We start from the raw sequence: 14,871 nt of genomic DNA, 5'->3' as shown, positions 1-14,871 counted from the left end.
GGCCGTACAGTGGCCGTACGGCGGTGATACGGCTGACGAACGGCGACGGGGCCCGATCATCAAAGCCCGTCAAACTGGCATAACCCCCCTAACTGGGGGAATAAGCTGGCGATGCTCTCTCAAACTCGTCCCGCCGGCAGTGACACGCTCACATTCCTCGGCGCGATCATGCGTAACCCCTACCAGCTCGGGGCGATCGCTCCCAGCTCGAAGGCCGTCGCCCGCCTGGTGTCCTCGATCGTTCCCACGACCCCCGGAGCCGTGGTCGTCGAGCTCGGCGCCGGCGGTGGAGTGATCAGCGACGCGATCCGCGACCGGCTGCCCCCGGGCGGACGGCAACTCGCCGTCGAGGTCAACAAGGACATGGTGGAACACCTGCGGCGCAGCAGGCCCTGGCTGGAGGTGATCCCCGGCGACGCGGGCGACCTCGGCAAGCTGCTGCGGGAGGCCGGCCTGTCCCAAGCGGACGCGATCGTCTCCTCCCTGCCCTGGACCCTGTTCGAGGACGCCCAGCAGAAGCGCGTCCTGGAGGAGATCGCGGCCTCACTCGCCCCCGGCGGCGCCTTCAGCACCATCACGACGCTGACCGTGATGCCGTTCCGGCGCTTCCGGCACTTCCGCGGTCTCATGAACGACACGTTCGACACCGTCGACACCCTGGGCCCGATCTGGCGCAACGTACCGCCCGCCCTGGTGTACGCCGGAGTCGTGGCGAGTGACCGGCTGGCCGGGGACACGGCCGGAGGCTGGGTGGCCGACGGGCGACCGGCCGGGGACATCGGCGGCGAGTGAACGACCGAACGGCCCGCCGGGGAACCACCCGGCGGCCGGACGAGCGAGCCGGACGAGCGAAGAGCGAAGGCGGGGGTGATCGGCCGGGGGCTCCCCTCGGCGGGCCGGGCGGGCCGGGGGCGGGCAGGGACCTCGCGGTGGCGAGGCCCGTCGTCATCGTGAGGTCAGGACCGGCCCTGTCCACGTGAGATCGTCCAGGTTGACCACGATGGCGTCCTGGGTGCTGCGGGCGATGACCACGATCGCCTCCAGCTCGGGGTCGGGGTTCTCCTCCCGGTGCGGGACGAAGGGCGGCACGAAGATGTAGTCGCCGGGCTCGGTGTCGATGCGCACCTCCACGGGCTCCTCCCCCTCGATGTCGGCGAAGACGAACGAGGGATTGCCGCTGACGACGTAGATGGCGGTCTCGGACTCGCCGTGGTGGTGGTTCGCCGAGACGGTGGCGGGCGCCACGTGGGTCTGGCCCATCCACAGTCGGCTGGAGCCGACGGTGGCGCCGCTGATGGCCGCGCGGCGGCGCATGCCACCGGTCTGGGCGGTCTCGGAGGTGAGACCGCCGGGCGCGATGTGGTGCAGGCGGCGGTGGAACGGGTCTTCCGGAAGGACGATCGGCATCGGTCGCTCCTTGGTTCGGTGGGAGGGGCACGGCGCGGGACGACCGGCCCGGCACCAGGTCGTCGAGACCGGACCGGGTCACCGGACGCGTCTCGCCGGCGTCCGCCCGCGGGGCCGCGTACCGCTCGACGGTGAGGTCACCGGCCGTCAGCCGCGACTCAGGGAGGTCCCGGCGATCGCGCTGATCGACCGGTCCACCCGCTCGGCCGGATGGAGCACCAGGCCGGCCGCGCTCGCCTCCGGTTCCGGATCCATGCACTCACTCTAGGTCGGCCCCGCGGGCGACAGCCCTTCGGGGGAAGGGGAAACTCGTGGTCGCCGGCCCGCGCGAGATCGAAGACGGGTGGTCGGCAGAAATAAACCCCTGTCCGGCCTGGTTGCCGCCTGCATGGCTGATGACGACATCCGCGGGACGGCCCGCGGCTCCTCCGAGGTACCCCTGTCGATCCTCGAACTGGCGACCGTCGGTTCGGGAGTGACGCCCACCGAGACCCTGAGGGCGAGCACCGAGCTGGCCAGGCGTGCGGAGGAGTGGGGCTACCACCGGATCTGGGTGGCCGAGCACCACGGCATGCCGTCCGTGGCGAGTTCCTCGCCCGCCGTGCTGATCGCCCATCTGGCCGCCGCGACCAGGAGCATCCGGCTGGGGTCCGGCGGTGTCATGCTGCCCAACCACGCCCCGCTGGTCGTCGCCGAGCAGTTCGGCACCCTGCACGCGCTGCACCCGGGCCGCATCGACCTCGGGCTCGGCCGGGCCCCCGGCACCGACCCCGCCACGGCGAGGGCCCTGCGCGGGCGGCACGGCCTGGACGCCGACGACTTCCCCGAGCAGCTGGCCGACCTGACGGCCTTCCTCGACGGCGCGTTCCCGCAGGGCCACCCGCTGGAGCGGGTCGTCGCGGTGCCCCGCTCGCCGGAGTCCGGCCGCCCGCCGATCTGGCTGCTCGGCTCCAGCGGCTTCAGCGCCCAGCTCGCCGGGATGCTCGGCCTGCCGTTCGCGTTCGCGCACCACTTCAGCGGGAACAACACCATCCCGGCCCTGGAGCTGTACCGGTCGTCCTTCGAGCCCTCCGCCGTCCTCGACCGGCCGTACGCGATGATCGGCGTCTCCGCGATCGCCGCCGAGACCCCCGAGCAGGCGCTGCGCCTGGCCCGCTCCGGCGGGCTGTCCATGCTGCGGCTGCGGCGCGGGGTGCCGCAGCCGATCCCCACGCCCGAGGAGGCCGAGAACTACCCGTACAGCCCGATAGAGCGGGACTTCCTCGACGACCACCTGTCCAAGGTGGTGCTGGGCGACGCCGCCGGGGTGCGGCAGGGGCTGGAGGATCTCCGCAAGCGCACCGAGGCCGACGAGCTGATGATCACCACGATGGTGCACAGCCCCGCCGACCGGGCCCGTTCCTTCGAGCTCATCGCCCAGGCGTACGACCTCATCGGCGGTTCCTGACCCGGGCACCCGCCGCCTCCGTCCGGGCTCCTCGCAGAACGCTCACGGCCCTAGGTTCTGTGATCCGGTGAGGGGTGCCGAGCCGGACATCGCGCAGCTGTGCCGGTAAAGACCTAGATCTCCACCGAATCTGCACACAAGACCGTTACGCTCCGGGTGCATGATCAGATCGAGATGGGTGGGCCTGCTGGTCTGGCTGCTGGTGCTGCCGTTCGCCGCCTGGGCGGTGCTCAGGGCCGGCGGATGGACCCCGGTCTGGCAGTGGGTCGCCCTGGTGGCGTTCACGCCGTACGTGGCGGTGGCCTCGGCGATCCCGCTGCTCCTGGCCCTGGGGCTGCGCCGCTGGGCGGCCGCGGCCCTCGCCCTGGTCACGAGCGCGGTGCTGGCGACGGCCGTACTCCCCCGGCACTTCGGCGACGGCCACCAGCCCGCCTTCGACGGGGGACGGCTGCGGGTGCTCGCCGCGAACCTCGCCGTCGGCGCGGGTGACACCGACGTCCTCATGAGGCTCGTACGCTCCCTCGACCCGGACGTGCTGACCCTCCAGGAGGTCACCCCGGCCGCGCGCGACCGCCTGGAGGCGGCCGGGTTGCGCGAGCGCATGCCCCACGTCGTGGACCGCGCGGTCGACGGGGTGTGGGGCTCGGGCGTCTACTCCAAGCATCCCGTCACCGAGAGGCCGCTGATCGCGCTGGGCAGGTTCCGGCAGGCGCGAGGGGTGGTCAAGCACCCGAGCGGCCACGAGATCGAGGTCGTCTCGGTCCACCCCTGCGCGCCCCGGTACGGCGACAGGGTCCCGTGCTGGGACGAAGGGCTGCGGGCCCTGCCCAGGGCGGGCGGGCAGCTGCGGGTGCTCGCGGGCGACTTCAACGCCACCCTCGACCACCGGCTGGTGCGCGACCTGCTCGACAGCGGCTACCGCGACGCGGCCGACGTCACCGGGAACGGCCTCACACCCACCTGGCCGCAGCAGGGCTGGGAGCCCGTCCCCGGGGTGACGATCGACCACGTGCTCGCCGACTCTCGCATGGCGGTCAGGAGCTTCGGCGTCCACCGCCTCCCGCACACCGACCACCGTCCGGTCTTCGCCGAGCTGGGCCTGCCCCGCTTCACGAAGCGCTGACCCTGGCCCGGGACCCGCCGAGGAACAGGACCAGGGCGAGGAGGGCGTACGGCACCGCGGCGGCGGTGAAGATCGCGGCATGGCCGGTGAGCGCCGAGGCCGCGGCGTAGCCGCCGTAGACGAGGACGGCGCCCAGCTCGGTGCCCAGCCCGGCCAGCGAGGTCACGGTCGCGCGGGCCGGGCCCGTGATGCTCTCCTGCAACCGTACGTCGGCCAGCACGCTCGCCATCTGGAAGGCGCAGAAGGCCACCGCGAGGGCGACGAAGCCCGCCGCGACCCCGCTGAGCGCGCCCGCGCCGAGCGTCAGCGCCCCGAACGCGAGGAGCGCGGCGAACTCCCGGTCCGTGAGGCTCCGCCCGGCCGCCGCGAGCACGCCACCGGCCGCGATCCCCACCGAGACCAGGACCACCAGGAGCGGCACGACGTGCGTGGCGACGCCGGTGCCGATCGCGAGCAGCGGGGTGTACTCCTCCAGCGAGCCCCACAGGGCCGTCACCGCCGGCACGAGCAGCAGCGCCCGGCGCGTCGGCCGGTCGGCGCGTGCCGCCCGCAGACCCTCGCGCAGGATCGTGGCGTAGCCGCCCACCGGCGCCTCCTCGTCGGCGGCCCCTTCGCCGGGCCTCTCACCGGATTCCCCCGAACCTCCCTCGCCCTCCTGTTCCGTGCGGGCGCGATGTTCGGGGAAGGTCAGCGCGGCCACCGTGGCGAGCACGCACGCCAGGACGCTGCCGGCGGCGACCAGCGGGTAGCCGCCCAGCGCGAACACCGGGGTGGCCGCCGCCATGGACACCACGACGGCGCCCGTACCGACCGCGCGGGCACGGCCCATGACGGCGGCGTAGCGGCCGGCCGCGCCCAGGCGGTCGAGTTCGGTGTAGACCAGTGCCTCCAGCGCGCCCGACTGCAGCGCTCCGGAGGCGCCCCACAGAACGAATCCCGCGGCGAACGCCCAGTAGGAGGGGGCCACGACCCACAGGCCGAAACCGACGGCGGCGAGCAGCGGCGCCAGGGCGAGCAGCGCGCGCCGGGAGACGGCGTCGGCCCACACCCCCGAGGGGACCTCCAGCACGACGGAGGTGACCGACCAGATCGCCAGAAGCGAGGAGATCTCGGCGGTCGACAGACCCGTGTCGACGAACAGCAACGCGTAGAACGGGTAGAGCAGGACGAACTCATCAAGGAGGGTGTAGGCGTAGAGCGTCGTGGCCAGGCGCTTCGCACGCCCTTCGGGCGCACGGTGAAAGGAGGTGGTCATGAGGTCCTTCTCGCGGGAACTGTGCGGACTCGGGATGCTCGGCATCTCCGGGGGTCCACGGCAGCTCGCGCCGGACCGACCGATCGTTGAGGATCAATGTCGCCAGGTCATGGGGCCGACCATACAGCCGCCCGGCCCGTCACGGCCTCCCTTTTTCCACGGCCGGGGACGGTCAGAACTCGTCGTGCCCGGACACCTGGCCGATCGGGAAGACGTGCCTGTTCGCGGCGCAGATGGTCTCCAGGACGTGGACGGGTACGTCCTCGTCGGAGTAGCCGGCGCGAAGGACCTGGACGACCCACTCCCCCGGTTCGAGCTCCAGGGTCTCGTACTCGAAGGGTGTCGGCGGGCGGGCCGTCAGGTTCTCCTCGGCACGGCCGAAGGTGTGGCCGAGGGCGACGAGTGCCGACTGGAGTGACGGCTTGACGAACCCGGGCTCGGCGAGACGGGTGCCCGCGAACAGGTCCGCCCGGAAGTAGCTGGTGGCGACGCGCACCGGGACCCCGTCGGCCGTCATCATCTTCCGGCGGGCGATCACCTCGGCGCCCGGTTCGACGCGCAGGCAGGCGGCCACCTGATCGCCGGCCGGTTCCGGGCCCACGTAGAGCATCCTGCGGCCCGGCGTGACGCCCTGCCTCTCCGCCTCGGCGAGGAAGAGGGACGCGGAGGCCCGCACGGCGGGATCGGTCGGCAGCGCCCGCCGTACCAGGACCTTGGGCGCACGGACCGCGGATCCTCCCGAGGCACGGAGCGCGGACCCCCCGGGGGCGTGGGCCGAGGACCCCCCGGTGGCGCGGGCCGTGGGCTCCCCGGGAGCGAGTGCCATGGGCTCCTCGGGAACGCGGGCCGAGGGCTCCCCATGGGCGTGGACCGTGGGCTCCTCGGGGGCGCGGGCCGAGGGGCCCTTTCTCATCTGGGAGATGCGGCCGGGGGACACGCCCAGGCGCGTCCCCACGTCCTCCAGGCTCATCCCGGAGTCTCGGGCCTCGGCGATCGCCTGGCGGCGCATCTTCGCCGCCTCCGCGACGAGTCCCTGCTCCTCGGCGATGAGACGGCTCAGCACTCGTGCGCGCTCGATGGGGTCGCTCAGCTCGGAAACACCGCGCAACGTCTCCAGATCCATCGGGGTCCGCCTCCTCGCGCTCGACACCACCGGGGATTTTAGTCCCCCTATTCCGGCGCCGGACCGGCACCCGTACCGGCGGGCCGTAGGGGGAGGCGGGAGAGGGAACGGCGAGGGCCACCGGGCCGTCGCACACGTCCGCCGGAGACGCGGGCCGTCCACTCCGGGAGGGAACGGCCGGTCAACGGGCAATCTGGCCTGGTGGTTACAGCATGGGGACCCTCAAATCAGTTGCCGACGCCGCGCCCCGGTGCGGAAACTGAATGGTCACCCGTGTCACGCGGGTGGCGGTGATCCGACGGGGCGGCCACCGGGAGCGGTGGCACGGGAGAGACCGGTTGAGAGGGGATGGCGTTCCGGCCTGCCCATGCCCCGGACGGCTCTCACCCCGTCAGAACACCGTGAGGAGCGTGCCGCCTGCCGATGCCCCCTGATACCGGAGCCACCACAGCCAGCAAGGACAACAACACAGACAACACCACAGACGACACCACGAACGCCCCCGCCACCGACACCGAGTCCCCGGCCCCGCGGCCCCTTCCCTCTCGCCGCGCCAGGGCGGGCTCCCTGTGGCGGCTGAAGTCCTACCTTCGCCCGTACGTCGGCCGCCTGGTCGCCATCTGGTTCTCCTCCTTCGCCGCGGTCGCGATCGGCATCGCCGTCCCGCTGATCGGCAGAGAGATCATCGACGGCCCCGTCGCCCGGGGCGACGCCGGCGCCGTTGCTCCCCTCGCGCTGCTCGCCCTGGGACTGGGCGTGGTCGAGGCGCTGCTCGTCTTCCTGCGGCGGTGGCTGCTGGCCGACGCCGTCCTGGGCCTGGAGACCCGCATCCGCGACGACCTCTACGGCCACCTGCAACGGCTGCCGATGGGGTTCCACGCCTCCTGGCAGTCGGGCCAGCTGCTGTCCCGGGCGACGACCGACCTGTCGGCGATCCGGCGCTTCCTCGGCTTCGGCCTGCTCTTCCTCGTCCTGACCACCGTCCAGATCGTGACGGTGACCGGGCTGCTGCTGCACATGTACTGGCCGCTCGGGCTGCTGGTCGTCGCCTCGGCGGTGCCGATCGTGATCACCACCCTGCGCTTCGAGCGCACGTACATCACCATCTCCCGCCGGGTCCAGGACGAGCAGGGCGACCTCGCCACGGTCGTCGAGGAGTCGGCGGCCGGCATCCGTACGATCAAGGCGTTCGGCCGCGGCCGGTACGTCTCCGGGATCTTCGAGGAAGGGGCGCTGAAGGTCTACCGGACCTCGATGGAGAAGGTCCGGCTGTCGGCCAGGTTCTTCACCTTCCTGGAGGTCATCCCGAACATCACCCTCGCGCTCGTGCTGCTGCTCGGCGCCCTGGCGGTCGGCTCCGGCACGCTGACGCTGGGCACGCTGGTGGCCTTCGCCACCCTGATGCTGCAGCTGGTCTGGCCCGTCTCCGCGCTCGGCTTCATCCTGACGATGGGCCAGGAGGCGATGACCGCGGCGGACCGGGTGATGGAGGTGCTCGACACCGAACCGGACATCGTCGGGGGCACCGGCGCGATCGAGCGGCCCCGGGGGCACCTGCGCTTCGAGGGGGCGTGCTTCACCTTCCCCGGCGCCGGCGAACCGGTGCTCCACGACGTCTGGCTGGAGGTGCGTCCGGGAGAGACGGTGGCGGTCGTGGGCGCGACGGGTTCCGGCAAGACCACGCTGACCTCCCTGGTGCCCCGGCTGTACGACGTCGGCGCCGGCCGGGTCACGATCGACGGGGTCGACGTCCGCGACCTGCCGCTGCCCGAGCTGCGCTCGATGGTCGCCACGGCCTTCGAGGAGCCGACGCTGTTCTCGATGAGCGTCAGGGAGAACCTCACGCTGGGGCGGCACGACGCGAGCGAGGAGGAGATCGCGGAGGCGCTGCGGATCGCCCAGGCCGGGTTCGTCCACACGCTGCCGTGGGGGCTGGAGACCAGGATCGGCGAGCAGGGCATGTCCCTGTCCGGCGGCCAGCGCCAGCGGCTCGCGCTCGCCCGCGCGGTTCTCAGCCGTCCCAGGATCCTCGTGCTGGACGACACGCTGTCGGCCCTCGACGTCGAGACCGAGGCCCTGGTGGAGGAGGCGCTGCGGCACGTGCTGCGCGAGGCCACCGGGATCGTCGTCGCCCACCGGGCCTCCACCGTGCTCCTCGCCGACAGGGTGGCCCTGCTGCTGGACGGCACGATCGCGCACGTCGGCGGGCACCACGAGCTCATGGCGAGCGTGCCCGAGTACCGGGCGCTGCTGTCGGCCGACCCGGACGCCGAGGAGGCGCGACCGTGAGCGTGACCGAACCTTCCACCCAGCCTTCGGGACCTTCCACCGGCCCCGCCACCCCCGGCGACCACACAGCCCCTTCCGGACCTCCCGCCGGAGGAACCGCGAACGGGTCCCTGGAGTGGCGGGGGGTCGCGGCGGAGAACCAGGACGAGCTGTCGGCGCGGGTGTCGTTCCTGCTGCGCGACAGGTCCAGGCGGCTGCTCGGCGACCTGCTGCGCCCGTACCGCAGGGAGATCGTCCTGCTCGTCGCGATCATCGTGACCTGCAACGTCGCCTCGCTCGCCATCCCGTACCTGGTCAAGGTGGGCATCGACGCGGGCATCCCGCCGATGCTGGCGGGCGCGGGGCCGCGGACGCTGCTCACGGTCGTCGCGGCGATCCTGGCGGCGGCGGCCGTCCAGCTGGTGACCCGGCGGATCTTCCTCAGGATGGCCGGGCGCATCGGCCAGAGCATCCTGCTGGAGCTGCGGCGGCGGGTGTTCGCCCACTTCCAGAGGCTGTCGCTGTCGTTCCACGAGGACTACACCTCGGGCCGGGTCGTCTCGCGGCTCACCTCCGACATCGACGCCATCTCCGAGATGCTCCAGTCGGGGTTCGACGACCTCGTCACCGCCGTGCTGACGCTGGTCGGCACCGCGGTCCTGCTGCTCGTCCTGGACGTCCACCTCGGCGTGGTCGCGCTGCTGCCGCTGCCGGTCCTGATGCTGTTCACCGGCTGGTTCCGGCGGCAGTCGAGCATCGTCTACCGCAGGACCCGGGAGACCGTGGCCCTGGTGATCGTGCACTTCGTGGAGTCGATGGCCGGCATGCGCGCGGTCCAGGCGTTCCGCAGGGAGCCCCGCAACCAGGAGATCTTCTCCCAGCTGAACGCCGACTACCGCGACGCCAACCGGCGGAGCATGCGCCTGGTCGCGATCTTCTCGCCGGGCGTCAAGCTGATCGGGAACGTGACGATCGCGGCCGTCCTGCTCTACGGGGGCACGCTGGCGATCCAGGGCGAGGTCACGGTGGGCGTGCTGGCCGCCTTCCTGCTCTACCTGCGCCAGTTCTACGAGCCGATGCAGGAGATCTCGCAGTTCTACAACACGTTCCAGTCCGCCGGGGCGGCGCTGGAGAAGCTCTCCGGCGTGCTGCAGGAGCGTCCCGTGGTGGCCGAGGCCGGCGACCCGGTGACGCTGGAGCGGCCACGCGGGAGGATCGAGTTCCAGGGCGTGGAGTTCTCCTACCTGGACGGCACCCCCGTGCTGCCCCGGCTGGACCTGACGGTCCCCGCCGGGCAGACCGTGGCGCTGGTCGGCACCACCGGGGCGGGCAAGACCACGCTGGCGAAGCTCGTCTCCAGGTTCTACGACCCGGTGGCGGGCCGGGTGCTGCTGGACGGCGTCGACCTGCGCGACCTCGGCGAGGAGTCGCGGCACGCCGCGGTGGTCCTGGTCACCCAGGAGAACTTCCTGTTCAGCGGGTCGGTGGCGGACAACATCAGGTTCGGCAGGCCGGGCGCGAGCATGGCCGACGTGGTGGCGGCGGCCCGCTCGATCGGCGCCGACGCGTTCGTCTCCGCGCTTCCCGAGGGGTACGACACCCAGGTCGGCAAGCACGGCGGCCGGCTGTCGGCCGGGCAGCGGCAGCTGGTGGCGTTCGCGAGGGCGTTCCTGGCCGACCCGGCGGTGCTGATCCTCGACGAGGCGACGTCCAGCCTGGACGTCTCCAGCGAGCGGCTGGTGCAGCGGGCGATGCGGACGGTCCTGGCGGACCGGACGGCCCTCATCATCGCGCACCGCCTGTCGACCGTCGAGATCGCCGACCGGGTGCTGGTGATGGACGGCGGCAGGATCGTGGAGGACGGCCCGCCCGGCGAGCTCGTCGGGCGGTCGGGCCGCTACGCCGACCTGCACCGCGCCTGGCTCGACAGCATCTCCGACCACCGCGACGTTCCCGGCTGACCCTCCGGGCGTTTTTCGGGCACGCGATTTCCGGCCGACCCTGAACCCCGGCAACGGGGTCCGCGTATCTCAGGGCGGAACGGCACGAATGATCCTTCCCACCCGCAGGAAAGGGGCAGTGATCTCGATGAGCACCCGGCGGTCGCGCAGAAGACGGTCTCCGACCGCCACCTTGCTGGTCTCCGCCATGTTGGCCGCCGGGTGCTCATCAGCGGCCGTGACGACCGTAACCCCCGTCCAGGCGGTGGGGCTGGCCGGGGATCGGGCGGACGCGGACGTCCGCTTCTCCCAGGAGATGATCCCGCACCATCGCCAGACGATCCAGCTCGCCGACCTGGTGGACGGCCGGAGCGAGAATCCGTACGTGCGCGACCTGGCCGCGAAGATCAAGAAGGACGAGTCCGCCGACATCGACCTGATGTCGGGCTGGCTGCGGTCGTGGAAGGTCGAGGTCCCCGCGGAGGGCGACCAGGCCGTGCACGACATGCCCGGCATGCTGTCCGCCACCCAGATCTCCTCCCTGGAGAGGCGGTCGGGTGCCGCCTTCGACAAGCTGTGGCTGAGCGTGCTGGGCAAGCACCTCAACAGCGGTGTCCAGATGGCCCAGGTCGTGATCGCGCTGGGCAGGCACAGGCCCACCACCCGGCTGGCGGAGAAGATGGTCACCGCGCAGCGCGCCCAGATCGCCGAGATCGGCGAGAGGCTCGCCTGAGCCGCCGTACCGTCCGTACCTGTCGTGCCTCCGGGTGGCGGGCCGTCCAGGAGCGGCCCGCCACCCGGAGGTACGGACCGTCCAAAAGGGGCATAAGCGCGAGGCATCGCCGGGTCGCGGTGCCGGCGGCGACGCCGGGCGGCACCCGGTGCGGCCGGTGGGCGGCCGGCCGCCCCATCCCCCGCTCCCCCGCTGGAGGTCACATGAGCACGACCGGCAGGCGCCCCGTCCTCGCGGACTCCGTCCGGATCACCGAGGACGCCGTGGAGATCCTCGACCGCCGCGTCTATCCCTTCGAACACCGCTGGGTGCGCTGTGCCACCAGCGAGGACGTGGCGGTGGCCATCGAGCGGATGGTGACCCAGAGCACGGGCCCCTCGTTCGCGGCGACCGCCGGGATGACGCTGGCCGCCCGCGAGGCGCGGGGCGAGCCGCCGGGTGTGGCGGCGGCGCGGCTGCGCGGGGCGGGCGAGCGGCTGATCGCGACCCGGCCCACGAACAACCACATCCGCGACGCCGTGGAGGCCGTCCTGGCCGCCACGGTGGACGGGCCGCTGCCCGAGGCGCACGGGGACGAGCTCGTGGAGGCCGTGACCCGGGCGGCGGCCGAACACGACGCGGCCTACCTGGCGAGCAGCGCGGCCATGGGCAGGCACGCGGCGGCGCTGCTCGACGACGGCGCCCGCGTCCTCACCCACTGCTGGGCGGACGCCTACCTGATCGCGACCGTCGAGGCCGCGCGGGAGGTGGGCAAGCGGCTGGAGTTCGTCTGCACCGAGACCCGGCCCTACCTGCAGGGAGCGCGGCTGACCGCGCCGACGCTGGTGGAGATGGGGTACCGGCCCACCCTGATCACCGACGGGATGGTCGCCTCGGTGCTGTCCGACGGGCTCGCCGACGTGGCGCTGACCGCGGCGGACCGGGTGACGATGGACGGGCACGTGGTGAACAAGGTCGGCACGCTCGGGGTGGCGCTGGCCGCCCGCGCCTTCGACGTGCCGTACTACGTGATAATCCCGGCGCCCGACCCGCGGGCGCCGGGCATCGACGACGTCGTCATCGAGCGGCGGGACGGCGACGAGGTCCTGCACGTGCTGGGGACGCGCACCGCGGGCGAGGGCGTGACCGGCCACTACCCCGCCTTCGACGCCACCCCGCCGCACCTGGTGACGAGGATCGTGACCGAGCGCGGCGCCTACCCCGCCGAGCGCGTGTGGGAGCACTTCGGGCCCGCGAACGGTTCCGGGCCGCCGAACGGCGCCGTCCGCACGTGACGAACGGCACCCGACACCCGGCCGAGCCCCGGGCGGAACGGACTGGAACGAACGGACGGCCCCGTCGCCCGCGAACCCCGGCCGTACACGGCGCGAAGGCCCCTCTCGCCTGAGCGAGAGGGGCCTTCGCGGCTTTTTGCCCCGCCATCTGCCTGGCGCTTTTCCCTATCCATGAGCATTGGCTCGGGGCCGGTGTCCGCCGCGTTCGTTCAAGGGTCGCTGGTGGCGGGGCAGGGGGCCCGGTGACGCACTCCCATCAGGCAGTGGCAGCGGCGTGGAGCCCCAGCGGCGAAGACCTCCTCGATCAGTGCGAACGTCGTCTCTGGTGAGAGTCGCCGACGCTTCTTGGTTGCGAGGCCGCGCCCGCCAGCCGCTGATGCAGGGCGTTCGAGCCTCGCATCACGCGCCGCTCGCGTCTCCTCGTCCGTCGTCGCCATCCCTGACCTCCTTCGGACGGGGCCGACAGCATGTGCCGTTGGTTCCTGCGACCGTGAGGTGCACCAGCCGGCCGAACGCGGGCATATCAGGATGATGAGGACGTCGATGACCGCAGCTTCGGTCCTACGTTCTCGGGGATCTCGTCGTGCGGGTGCGGGACGTACACGAGCTTGTGCGTCCGGCCGTCGAGCACGGTCGACTCGATGAGCTCCAGGTCGAACTCCGCGCCGTCCTGGAAGAGCGCCGCTTCTCCGGCGCGACCCGAGATCGCGGGGAACATGAGAACCTCGATCCGGTCGACGAGGCCGGACGCGAGCAGAGCGCGGTTCAGGGAGATGCTGCCGTGCGAGCGCATCGGGACATCGGTGGTGCGCTTCAGTCGTTCGATCGCCGTCACCGCGTCTTCGTCGATGACTGTTGAGTTCTGCCACCCGGGCGACTGGGGGTCGAGTGTGTGGGAGAACACGATCTTCGGCAGTTTGTTGAGGCTGTCGTAGTAGGGCTCGTCGAACATGGTCACGAACTTCGAGAACTGCCGGAACGTCGTGGCGCCGAAGACGAGCACCTGGTCCTGTGCGAAGGTGCGCACCCGATCCTCGATGACCTCGGGGCCTTCCTTGCCCCAGTATCCCGGCCAGCCCCTGGCCATGCCGTATCCGTCGAGGCTGCAGAAAAAATCTACGGTAAAGGTAGTGCTCATAATGTTGCTCCTGTCTTGTTGATGTCAGCGGTTCGTGCCAGATCGTCACTCCCCATCGCGGTTGCTGGCGTCAGGGAGTGCATGAAAGCGCGAATTCCGCTTGGTTTGTTCTGCACTGGGGACGGTCCCGGCGCAACCTGACGGCTAAGGCGTTCTCGTCACGGCCGGGATGTTTTCTGGAGTGTGCTCGCGGTGTCGGAGGCGGCGGTTGAGGAGCCACGTGGCGAGTCCGGTGATCGCGATGATCGCGATCAGGCCGACCCGATCGATGGTGGTGTGCGCCATGACGACAAGGCCGCCCATGCTGTGCGCGATCAAGGCTCCGGCGATCACGGCGAGCGTGTGTCGTTCGGTCCACGCCGGTGACGCGCTCATGCGTCGCAGGGTGATGTACCCCGCCGCGACGAGGGCCGCTGCCGCGACCATCGGGAGCAGCACGACCGGGCCGTGGGTGAACGCCGGTTGCCGGGAGCCGAACATGGGAAACGTGAGCACGAAGAACACGAGGACGCCGAGCCCGGCCCCTCCGAACAGCCAGGCGCGGGAGGGAAACCTGAGCGGGTTCGGAATGGGGCGGACGCGCGGTACGACTGCCAACGCGATGACCCCGAGGGCGACCACGGCGAGGATGCTTCCGAGGACGAACGGCAGCGGCGCCTGATAGCCCGGGTCTTCGCTCACTGGCACGCTGAGGCGGAGTACGCCGACCCCGATCAGGGCGACGACTCCCGCGACCACCGTGCCGGGGCGGCCGAGATAGGGGCGTCCGCGATGGGTCGGGAAGAGCAGGTTCGTCAGCGTGATGGGGATCGCCACCGTGAAGATCGCATGGTAGATCACGTTCGCTTCCCAGTAGGGTGCGTTGATCCCGAAGACGCGTAGGCCCCATTCCGCGGCGTTGTACAGGTGGGAGCTGGTCAGGGCTTGCAGCCCGATGCCGTCCTCGACCAATTCGTACGCGGCGGCCAGCAGCAGGATGCTCGGCCAGCCGCGGCCAAGCCTGACGACGAGCTCTCGGATGAGCAGCACGCCGGCGCCGTAGATGGGAACCCAGAGGATCACCAGCCACGCCATGCGGACCGGCGTCGACCCGAGCGCGAGCTCTGCGATCAGTGGCGTCAGCACGATCAGGGTGAACGCGGCACGGCGATTTCGAGACGCCG

Annotated in this window: 12 protein-coding genes; 7 read left to right on the top strand and 5 right to left on the bottom strand. The window is 71.7% G+C overall.

Translation table 11 applies throughout. The annotated features are described in order from the left end of the window. The first annotated feature begins 111 nt into the window (after positions 1 to 111). The gene (locus tag ACFFRH_RS34365) at positions 112 to 792 is read left to right on the top strand and encodes a class I SAM-dependent methyltransferase (RefSeq protein ID WP_386161551.1); all 681 of its coding nucleotides are present in this window, start codon (positions 112 to 114) and stop codon (positions 790 to 792) included. Positions 793 to 945: 153 nt separating this feature from the next. Here the strand turns inward: ACFFRH_RS34365 and ACFFRH_RS34360 are convergent, their stop codons facing one another. Further along, on the bottom strand, positions 946 to 1,407 hold the full coding sequence (locus ACFFRH_RS34360) for a cupin domain-containing protein (protein WP_386161549.1): 462 nt from the start codon (positions 1,405 to 1,407) through the stop codon (positions 946 to 948). Positions 1,408 to 1,795: 388 nt separating this feature from the next. On the opposite strand from ACFFRH_RS34360, the gene ACFFRH_RS34355 reads away from it, so the two are divergent. Next, complete coding sequence (locus tag ACFFRH_RS34355) at positions 1,796 to 2,854, top strand: LLM class flavin-dependent oxidoreductase (RefSeq protein ID WP_386161548.1); 1,059 nt, start codon at positions 1,796 to 1,798, stop codon at positions 2,852 to 2,854. 160 nt (positions 2,855 to 3,014) lie between these two features. Then, positions 3,015 to 3,977, top strand: a complete 963-nt coding sequence (locus ACFFRH_RS34350) for an endonuclease/exonuclease/phosphatase family protein (RefSeq protein WP_386161546.1) — start codon at positions 3,015 to 3,017, stop codon at positions 3,975 to 3,977. Here the strand turns inward: ACFFRH_RS34350 and ACFFRH_RS34345 are convergent. Beyond that, on the bottom strand, positions 3,964 to 5,232 hold the full coding sequence (locus ACFFRH_RS34345; protein WP_386161544.1) for an MFS transporter: 1,269 nt from the start codon (positions 5,230 to 5,232) through the stop codon (positions 3,964 to 3,966). The genes ACFFRH_RS34350 and ACFFRH_RS34345 overlap by 14 nt on opposite strands. Before the next feature lie 172 nt (positions 5,233 to 5,404). Next, positions 5,405 to 6,355: a GntR family transcriptional regulator gene (locus ACFFRH_RS34340; RefSeq protein ID WP_386161543.1), complete on the bottom strand. Its 951-nt coding sequence runs from the start codon at positions 6,353 to 6,355 to the stop codon at positions 5,405 to 5,407. Between the two features lie 423 nt (positions 6,356 to 6,778). On the opposite strand from ACFFRH_RS34340, the gene ACFFRH_RS34335 reads away from it, so the two are divergent. The 4 genes from ACFFRH_RS34335 (at position 6,779) to ACFFRH_RS34320 (ending at position 12,570) form a co-directional block, all read left to right on the top strand. Further along, positions 6,779 to 8,644, top strand: coding sequence for an ABC transporter ATP-binding protein (locus ACFFRH_RS34335; protein ID WP_386161542.1), 1,866 nt, complete (start codon positions 6,779 to 6,781; stop codon positions 8,642 to 8,644). After that, a complete protein-coding gene (locus tag ACFFRH_RS34330) occupies positions 8,641 to 10,584 on the top strand; it encodes an ABC transporter ATP-binding protein (protein ID WP_386161541.1) in 1,944 nt (647 codons plus the stop codon). The genes ACFFRH_RS34335 and ACFFRH_RS34330 overlap by 4 nt, the downstream gene beginning before the upstream one ends. A 217-nt stretch (positions 10,585 to 10,801) precedes the next feature. Further along, the gene (locus tag ACFFRH_RS34325; RefSeq protein ID WP_386161539.1) at positions 10,802 to 11,296 is read left to right on the top strand and encodes a DUF305 domain-containing protein; all 495 of its coding nucleotides are present in this window, start codon (positions 10,802 to 10,804) and stop codon (positions 11,294 to 11,296) included. Positions 11,297 to 11,499: 203 nt separating this feature from the next. Continuing rightward, entirely contained in the window at positions 11,500 to 12,570 is a 1,071-nt protein-coding gene (locus tag ACFFRH_RS34320) for a translation initiation factor eIF-2B alpha/beta/delta subunit family protein (RefSeq protein ID WP_386161538.1), read from the top strand. A 523-nt stretch (positions 12,571 to 13,093) separates the two neighbouring features. Here the strand turns inward: ACFFRH_RS34320 and ACFFRH_RS34315 are convergent. Continuing rightward, positions 13,094 to 13,708: a dihydrofolate reductase family protein gene (locus tag ACFFRH_RS34315; protein ID WP_386161536.1), complete on the bottom strand. Its 615-nt coding sequence runs from the start codon at positions 13,706 to 13,708 to the stop codon at positions 13,094 to 13,096. Between the two features lie 144 nt (positions 13,709 to 13,852). Beyond that, positions 13,853 to 14,833: an AF_0692 family protein gene (locus tag ACFFRH_RS34310; RefSeq protein WP_386161533.1), complete on the bottom strand. Its 981-nt coding sequence runs from the start codon at positions 14,831 to 14,833 to the stop codon at positions 13,853 to 13,855. Between the last annotated feature and the right edge of the window lie 38 nt (positions 14,834 to 14,871).

This window comes from Streptosporangium vulgare, assembly GCF_042428775.1.
Classification (GTDB): Bacteria; Actinomycetota; Actinomycetes; order Streptosporangiales; family Streptosporangiaceae; genus Streptosporangium; species Streptosporangium vulgare.
This window is presented reverse-complemented; position numbering and strand designations above follow the sequence as displayed.

Coding starts and splice junctions, on each gene's coding strand:
- ACFFRH_RS34365 (WP_386161551.1), top strand. CDS start 112: ATGCTCTCTCAAACTCGTCCCGCCGGCAGTGACACGCTCACATTCCTC.
- ACFFRH_RS34360 (WP_386161549.1), bottom strand. CDS start 1,407: ATGCCGATCGTCCTTCCGGAAGACCCGTTCCACCGCCGCCTGCACCAC.
- ACFFRH_RS34355 (WP_386161548.1), top strand. CDS start 1,796: ATGGCTGATGACGACATCCGCGGGACGGCCCGCGGCTCCTCCGAGGTA.
- ACFFRH_RS34350 (WP_386161546.1), top strand. CDS start 3,015: ATGATCAGATCGAGATGGGTGGGCCTGCTGGTCTGGCTGCTGGTGCTG.
- ACFFRH_RS34345 (WP_386161544.1), bottom strand. CDS start 5,232: ATGACCACCTCCTTTCACCGTGCGCCCGAAGGGCGTGCGAAGCGCCTG.
- ACFFRH_RS34340 (WP_386161543.1), bottom strand. CDS start 6,355: ATGGATCTGGAGACGTTGCGCGGTGTTTCCGAGCTGAGCGACCCCATC.
- ACFFRH_RS34335 (WP_386161542.1), top strand. CDS start 6,779: ATGCCCCCTGATACCGGAGCCACCACAGCCAGCAAGGACAACAACACA.
- ACFFRH_RS34320 (WP_386161538.1), top strand. CDS start 11,500: ATGAGCACGACCGGCAGGCGCCCCGTCCTCGCGGACTCCGTCCGGATC.
- ACFFRH_RS34315 (WP_386161536.1), bottom strand. CDS start 13,708: ATGAGCACTACCTTTACCGTAGATTTTTTCTGCAGCCTCGACGGATAC.